Genomic DNA, 5,819 nt, shown 5'->3' with positions numbered 1-5,819 from the left:
ATTGGCGTAAAAGTGATTTTCTCGTTTTCGCGTTTTTCAAAGTTCTTTTTCACACGGTCGCGCCATTTCACCATATTGGTTACATCAGCTTCAACAAAAGAGGTAACATGAGGTGCCTTTTGCTTACTCATCACCATGTGTTCTGCAATGAGCTTACGCATGCGGTCCATCTCAAAAATTTCATCACCACCACTCATGCTCACCACAGGTGCTGGTGCTGTTTTTGCTGGCGCTGGTGCAGACTGTGCAGCCTGTTCAGGTTGTGACTGCGCTTTAGCATTTGGTGCCTGACCTCTACTTTCTTGTATATATTGTAATAAGTCGTCTTTTGTTAAACGGCCTTCAGCACCACTTCCTTTAATAGTGTTCAATTCCTGGATACTGATATTCTCCTGTGCAGCGATATTCTTAACCAATGGCGAATAAAATCTGTCTGCTGTTGCTGGAGCAGCAGTTTCTGCAAGCGGAGCTGCAGCTATAATAGGGTCTGCTGTAAATTGTTCTGTAAAAGGAACAGCAGTAATTTCTTCTTGTGGAGCTTCTTCAGCTACGATAGCCTGTACTTCAGGGGCATCAACAGCTGCATGGGTATCAATGATGGCAATGACTGCACCAACTTGTACTACGTCATCTTCTTTATATAAAAGCTTAACCAGTTTTCCTTCAACAGGCGATGGCACCTCTGAATCTACTTTATCGGTTGCTATTTCCAAAAGTGTATCATCCAGCTGTATAAAATCACCGGGTTGTTTTACCCATTTGATAATTGTTGCTTCAGCAACGCTCTCCCCCATTTTTGGTAACAGTAATTCGTATTGAGCCATGTTGATTTTCAGTAAATTTATATTCGTTAGCGCCTGCAAAAGTAAATCTTTTTAAAGACTTAATGCAATTCTTGCGTAGACATGGTGATATTAATTCTTAAATAGTGATACAGAGCGAAGTATTATTTGGCTTCAGCCAATTTTACCTGTGCCAGAACCATGTTTAATGCTGCAGCAGCAGAACGGCTAATGTTTTGTACCCTTCTGTTTCCAAAAAGAAACACTTTAGCAGTTACGCCACTTGCAGAAGCTACTGCAATCCACACCGTGCCTACAGGTTTTTCCGGGGTGCCACCATCAGGTCCGGCAATACCACTTACAGCAACAGCGAAGTCAGTTTTGAAACGCGCTAATGCACCAAGGGCCATTTCTTTAACGGTTTCCTCACTTACCGCACCAAAATTTTGCAGCGTTTCGGGTTTTACCCCCAGCACGGCTTCTTTCAAAGCATAAGAATAAGTAACCGCGCCGCCCTCATAAACTTTGGAACTACCCGGGTGTTGTGTAATTAAATGTGCAATATAACCACCTGTACAACTTTCTGCAGTCGACAAAGTCAGCTGTCGGCTTTCCATTAAATTTAAAAGTGCTTTTTCAAGGGTAATATCTTCATCGGCTACCACATACTGGCTAATTCTTTCCATCAGCAGGGTTGCATAATGATCAACTTCAGTTTTCAGCTGTTGCTCATCGCTACCCGATGCACTTAACCTCAACCTCACCTGACCAAGGTTGGGCAGGTAAGCAAGCTTAATACTTTCAGGCAAACTATTTTCAAGGTCTTCTATTAAGGTAGCTAAAAAAGATTCACCAATGTTAGCCGTAAGAATGGTTTTATGATAAATAAAAGGCAATTGGAAACGTTCTTTTAAACGGGGAAGGATTTCTTCTTCCATTAAATACATCATTTCAAAAGGAACGCCCGGCATGGACACAAATATGGCTCCCTGGTCTTCAAACCACATACAAGGTGCCGTACCGTTTTTATTCTGGATCACCGTACACCCTTCAGGCACATCAGCCTGTTTGCGGTTAAGCTCTATCATGGGTCGGTTGAGGCGTGCAAAAATTCCTTCTACCGTTTTTAATGTTTCCTCATCCCTTTTTAAGGGCATATTGAAATAACGCGATAAGGTAATTTTGGTGATGTCGTCTTTTGTAGGGCCTAATCCACCGGTTATCAAAATGACATTGGCCCTTTTGCGTGCGGCATTCAAGGCCTCTACAATATGTTCTGCATCATCAGAAACTGAAGTTATCTGTTTCACTTTGATGCCACAAAGGTTAAGTTGTTTGGCCATCCAAGCCGAATTGGTATCTACAATTTGTCCGATTAATATTTCATCGCCAATAGTAATAATCTCTGCTAACATAATTTTAAATTAAAAACGGGAAGAATAGCCCTGTTGTTTGCTCAATTTCAAATCTTGTAAAATTGAAGCTTTAACTTTTAAAGTAACCGAGTAACTTTTATAAGTACCAAAAGGAACCCATTGGAAACTCATGTCCCAGCAATGTAAGTCGCGGTATATAGACAGTGAAGTAATAGAAATGCTTTTTGTTTCAAAATTATAACCAGAATTGAACTGTATCTTCCATTTTGGAGTAGCGTTAAAATCTCCGTTAAAGGTAAGGTTTTGGGTGGTGTTTCCATTTTGGCCCGTCTCGTCAGTACTGTATTGAAAACCGTAATTGAAGGAAAGGTTCCATGGAATATTAAAATCTACAAAAGCATTTGGATCACGGCTAATGGCAGCCAGAGCATTTGCCTGGTCTGCAGTAATGCCTTTTTCAGCAGCCGTGGTTTCCAGTTGCTCCTGGTTGGCAGCACGCCTTTGAAAGGACTGTGGGTTTAAGCTATAATCGAACGAGAAACCAAAGCTTTGTAACCGCGGTAATTTACCGTTCTGCCAGGTGTAGCGGTCAACCAGCTTTTTAGTGATGCCATAGGAAGTCACACTATCTTTCACATCGTAAGGGTTCAAGGTTCCACTAAAGTTGAAGCCCAATTTTTCAGTAAACTGCGAACGGCCACTGAAACTTAAAGTCGACAGTTTATAAGAAGGTTTTAAAAAGTTATAATTTCCATTGATGTTTAAGCCCTGTATAATCGGGATTTTTTTGGTACCTGTTCCTGTGGTATCCTTTGAAGAAAGCACCTTCAATTCCACATCATTGTTCAAGCCAAAATTTAGGGCAGCTGTTTCTCCTTCAGAGGGTCCGCTGTAACGTGTTCCCTGAAAAATAGAATATTTTTTATTACGCTTATAACTTTCATCATAAACAGGAGTACCATCCTGGTATAACAATTCTCTATAGTAACCTCTGCTCAGCGTTGAAAAATCTGGTCTATAGCTAAAACCAATTGTTGGTGTCATTACATGTCTTACCGCTTGTATTTTTCCGGTCTTTTTAAATTGAAGGGTATTGTAAATTTTGGTGGTCAAGTTTAAAGAGGCACTGTATTCTCCTGAACGCTTAAATTCAGAAACAGTATCATAAACCAAAGAATCTGGTCTGTTTAACAGCCTCAATTGTGTTTGTCTTAAAGTTTGGAAGTGCCACTGTTCATTATAAGTTGCACTGGTGGTAAAGTTAAAATATTCGGCCAGTGTAAAGGGAAGGGAACCGTTGAAGTTATGGTTAAAACCATTTTGGAACCTTTTCAACCCATCTTTAGCAAACAAAAGATCTTCTGTGGTGCTTACTGTATTGGTTGCATCCATGCTATACCCCACGTTAAACTTCTGAAACCATTTTTGCTCACCCACTCTTTTTTTTGAATCGAAAGGGTTGATACTGGTCATGCTTAAACTTACCTGCGGTAATGTCAAACTTATTGTTTTGGTCTGTGTTTCCTGGCTGGCACCTACGTTGGTACTTAAATTAAATATGCCTGCTGTTTTACTGTAACTGATACTGGAGCGCAACACATTGTTAGAGATGGCCCTTGGATCGTAGGTATTATTTGCTGCCGTGGTTGCGTAATAAGATGAAGTACCGGCATCTACCTGTGCACTAAAAGTGGAACCCGGTGAGGCATTAGGGTTTTTGCTGTGGTTCCAGTTGATGTGGAAATTCTTTTGCGGGCGGTTAGATTCCGTACCCTCAACGCCTAATTTAGTACTGGCATAGGTAAGGTTTAAGTTACCACTGTACTTATAACGCTTTAAATAGTTGGCAGAAACTGTTCCTGTGTAAGATCCACGGGTGTAAATGGTACCCAAAATCTTTCCATCCCAGTAATCACTGAGGCCTAGGTAATAACCACCATCTCTTAGAAAGAAACCCTGTGTGGCATCTTCACCAACACTTGGTATAATTACGCCTGAAGATTTTTTGTTGGGTTTCGGGAAAAATGCAAAAGGTAAACCTAAAGGTAAAGGAATATCTTCAATCTGAAGGTAAACGGGCCCGGTAATCACTTGTTTTTCTGTAACGATACCTTTGGTGATGAAAAAGCCAAAGTGTGGATGTGGCAGGTTACAGGTACTGTATACGGTATTTTTTACGTGGATCTCATCATCGGGTTGTTTTTTACTTTGTCCGCCAGAAAAGAAACTTCCCTCCTGCTCGGTAAAAGTATTAAACACGGTACCCTTGCCAGATTTAGTGTTATAAAACAACGAATCGGCAACTGAGGAACCCTGACCTTCCATTTTAAAAATAGGCTTTCCATAATAACGACCTTTGGAATCATGCTGGCCACGGGCAAAAACAGTGTTGTTCTTAGAGTCATACCTGATGTATTCAGCATCAAGTTCAAAAGTCTGGTAAATGACCCTGGCCTTTCCATATAAATGGATAACACTTCTGTCTTTACTGTATTTTGTAGAATCCTGCGCAGAGTATTCGATTTTTGAATCTACCTGCTGCACGTTATTTGTATTATTTTTAGTGCTGCGTTTTGTGGTATCCAATTTGCTACTATCAGTCTGCTGAGGCACCTGGAAGCTGTTAAACCGGTTAAATGCAGTAGCATTGTTACTTATAAAAGAAAGTAAAACAATGGATTTCAGAAAAATGATGTAGCGTAAATGTTTCAAATTAGTAAGTGAATGTTATTTTTGCATTAATGTTAATCCAAAACGTTCAAAATTAATGAAAAATATACCATTGGTTAGGCCAAATCTGATTTTGACTGCATTTATTTCAATATTTATTGTTACCTACTCTAGTTATCAGGCGTTTACACAGAATTATAAAATTAAAACCATTGTTATAGATGCCGGCCACGGAGGTAAAGACGGGACTACCAGAGGTGAATATTCTACCGAGAAGGAAGTAGCCTTAAAAACAGCTCTAAATTTGGGTAAAGCCATAGAAGCGAATATACCTGATGTAAAAGTAGTTTACACCAGAACAGACGATGTTTTTGTGCCTCTATATGATAGAATTGGCCTTGCTAACAAGGTCAAAGCAGATCTATTTATCTCTATTCACTGCAATGACATGCCACTGCGCAGGTCTACCGTTGTGAGCGGTTACACCAAAAGGAAAGGAAAGAGAGTGCCTATTTACAAAACTGTATATAGTAAAAGTACCTCTACCCGTGGTACAGAGACATTTGTTTCTGGTATGGGTAGAATGAATGAGCAGGACGAAGTGATTAAAAGGGAAAATGAAGCGATCTTGCTGGAAGAAAACTACAAGGAGAACTATGAAGGATTTGATCCTGCAAATCCAGAAAATGTAATCATCCTATCTTTAATGAAAAATGCTTACCGTACGCAAAGCTTGAAGTTAGCGAAAATGGTTCAGGATGAATACATCAATGCCGGAAGAATTGACCGTGGTGTTCAGGAAAAAAGCCTTGCTGTATTAGCAAGAGCAGGAATGCCCGCCATTTTAACTGAAATTGGTTTCATCAGTAACCCTTCTGAAGAGGACTATATGAACTCCCCGGAAGGACAAATTGAAATGGTGAATGGTTTATTGAAGGCCATACAACGATATAAAGCTTCTGTTGAACATTAACAGGGCGAAAAACTTTAA

Annotated in this window: 4 protein-coding genes; 1 reads left to right on the top strand and 3 read right to left on the bottom strand. The window is 40.1% G+C overall.

Annotation, left to right across the window (positions count from 1 at the left end; translation table 11 throughout):
* From ACR2F7_RS08805 to ACR2F7_RS08795, 3 genes are all read right to left on the bottom strand, one after another.
* Positions 1-824, bottom strand: an 824-nt coding sequence (locus tag ACR2F7_RS08805) for a biotin/lipoyl-containing protein (RefSeq protein ID WP_432713207.1), incomplete at its 3' end; no start/stop codon positions are given.
* A gap of 122 nt (positions 825-946) precedes the next feature.
* A complete protein-coding gene (locus ACR2F7_RS08800; RefSeq protein ID WP_432713206.1) occupies positions 947-2,197 on the bottom strand; it encodes a competence/damage-inducible protein A in 1,251 nt (416 codons plus the stop codon).
* Positions 2,198-2,206: 9 nt separating this feature from the next.
* Positions 2,207-4,870, bottom strand: coding sequence for a putative LPS assembly protein LptD (locus ACR2F7_RS08795; RefSeq protein WP_432713205.1), 2,664 nt, complete (start codon positions 4,868-4,870; stop codon positions 2,207-2,209).
* Positions 4,871-4,925: 55 nt separating this feature from the next.
* Here ACR2F7_RS08795 and ACR2F7_RS08790 point away from each other — a divergent pair, with 55 nt between their 5' ends.
* Positions 4,926-5,801, top strand: a complete 876-nt coding sequence (locus tag ACR2F7_RS08790; RefSeq protein ID WP_432713204.1) for an N-acetylmuramoyl-L-alanine amidase family protein — start codon at positions 4,926-4,928, stop codon at positions 5,799-5,801.
* Positions 5,802-5,819 lie beyond the last annotated feature (18 nt).

The sequence above is a fragment of the Pedobacter sp. genome (assembly GCF_045628745.1).
GTDB lineage: Bacteria > Bacteroidota > Bacteroidia > Sphingobacteriales > Sphingobacteriaceae > Pedobacter.
Note: the sequence above shows the minus strand (reverse complement) of the source record. Positions and strands in the feature narration are given on the sequence as shown.

What these genes read in the sequence shown, in the direction of transcription:
- ACR2F7_RS08800 (WP_432713206.1), bottom strand. Translation starts at nt 2,197, where the DNA reads ATGTTAGCAGAGATTATTACTATTGGCGATGAAATATTAATCGGACAA.
- ACR2F7_RS08790 (WP_432713204.1), top strand. Translation starts at nt 4,926, where the DNA reads ATGAAAAATATACCATTGGTTAGGCCAAATCTGATTTTGACTGCATTT.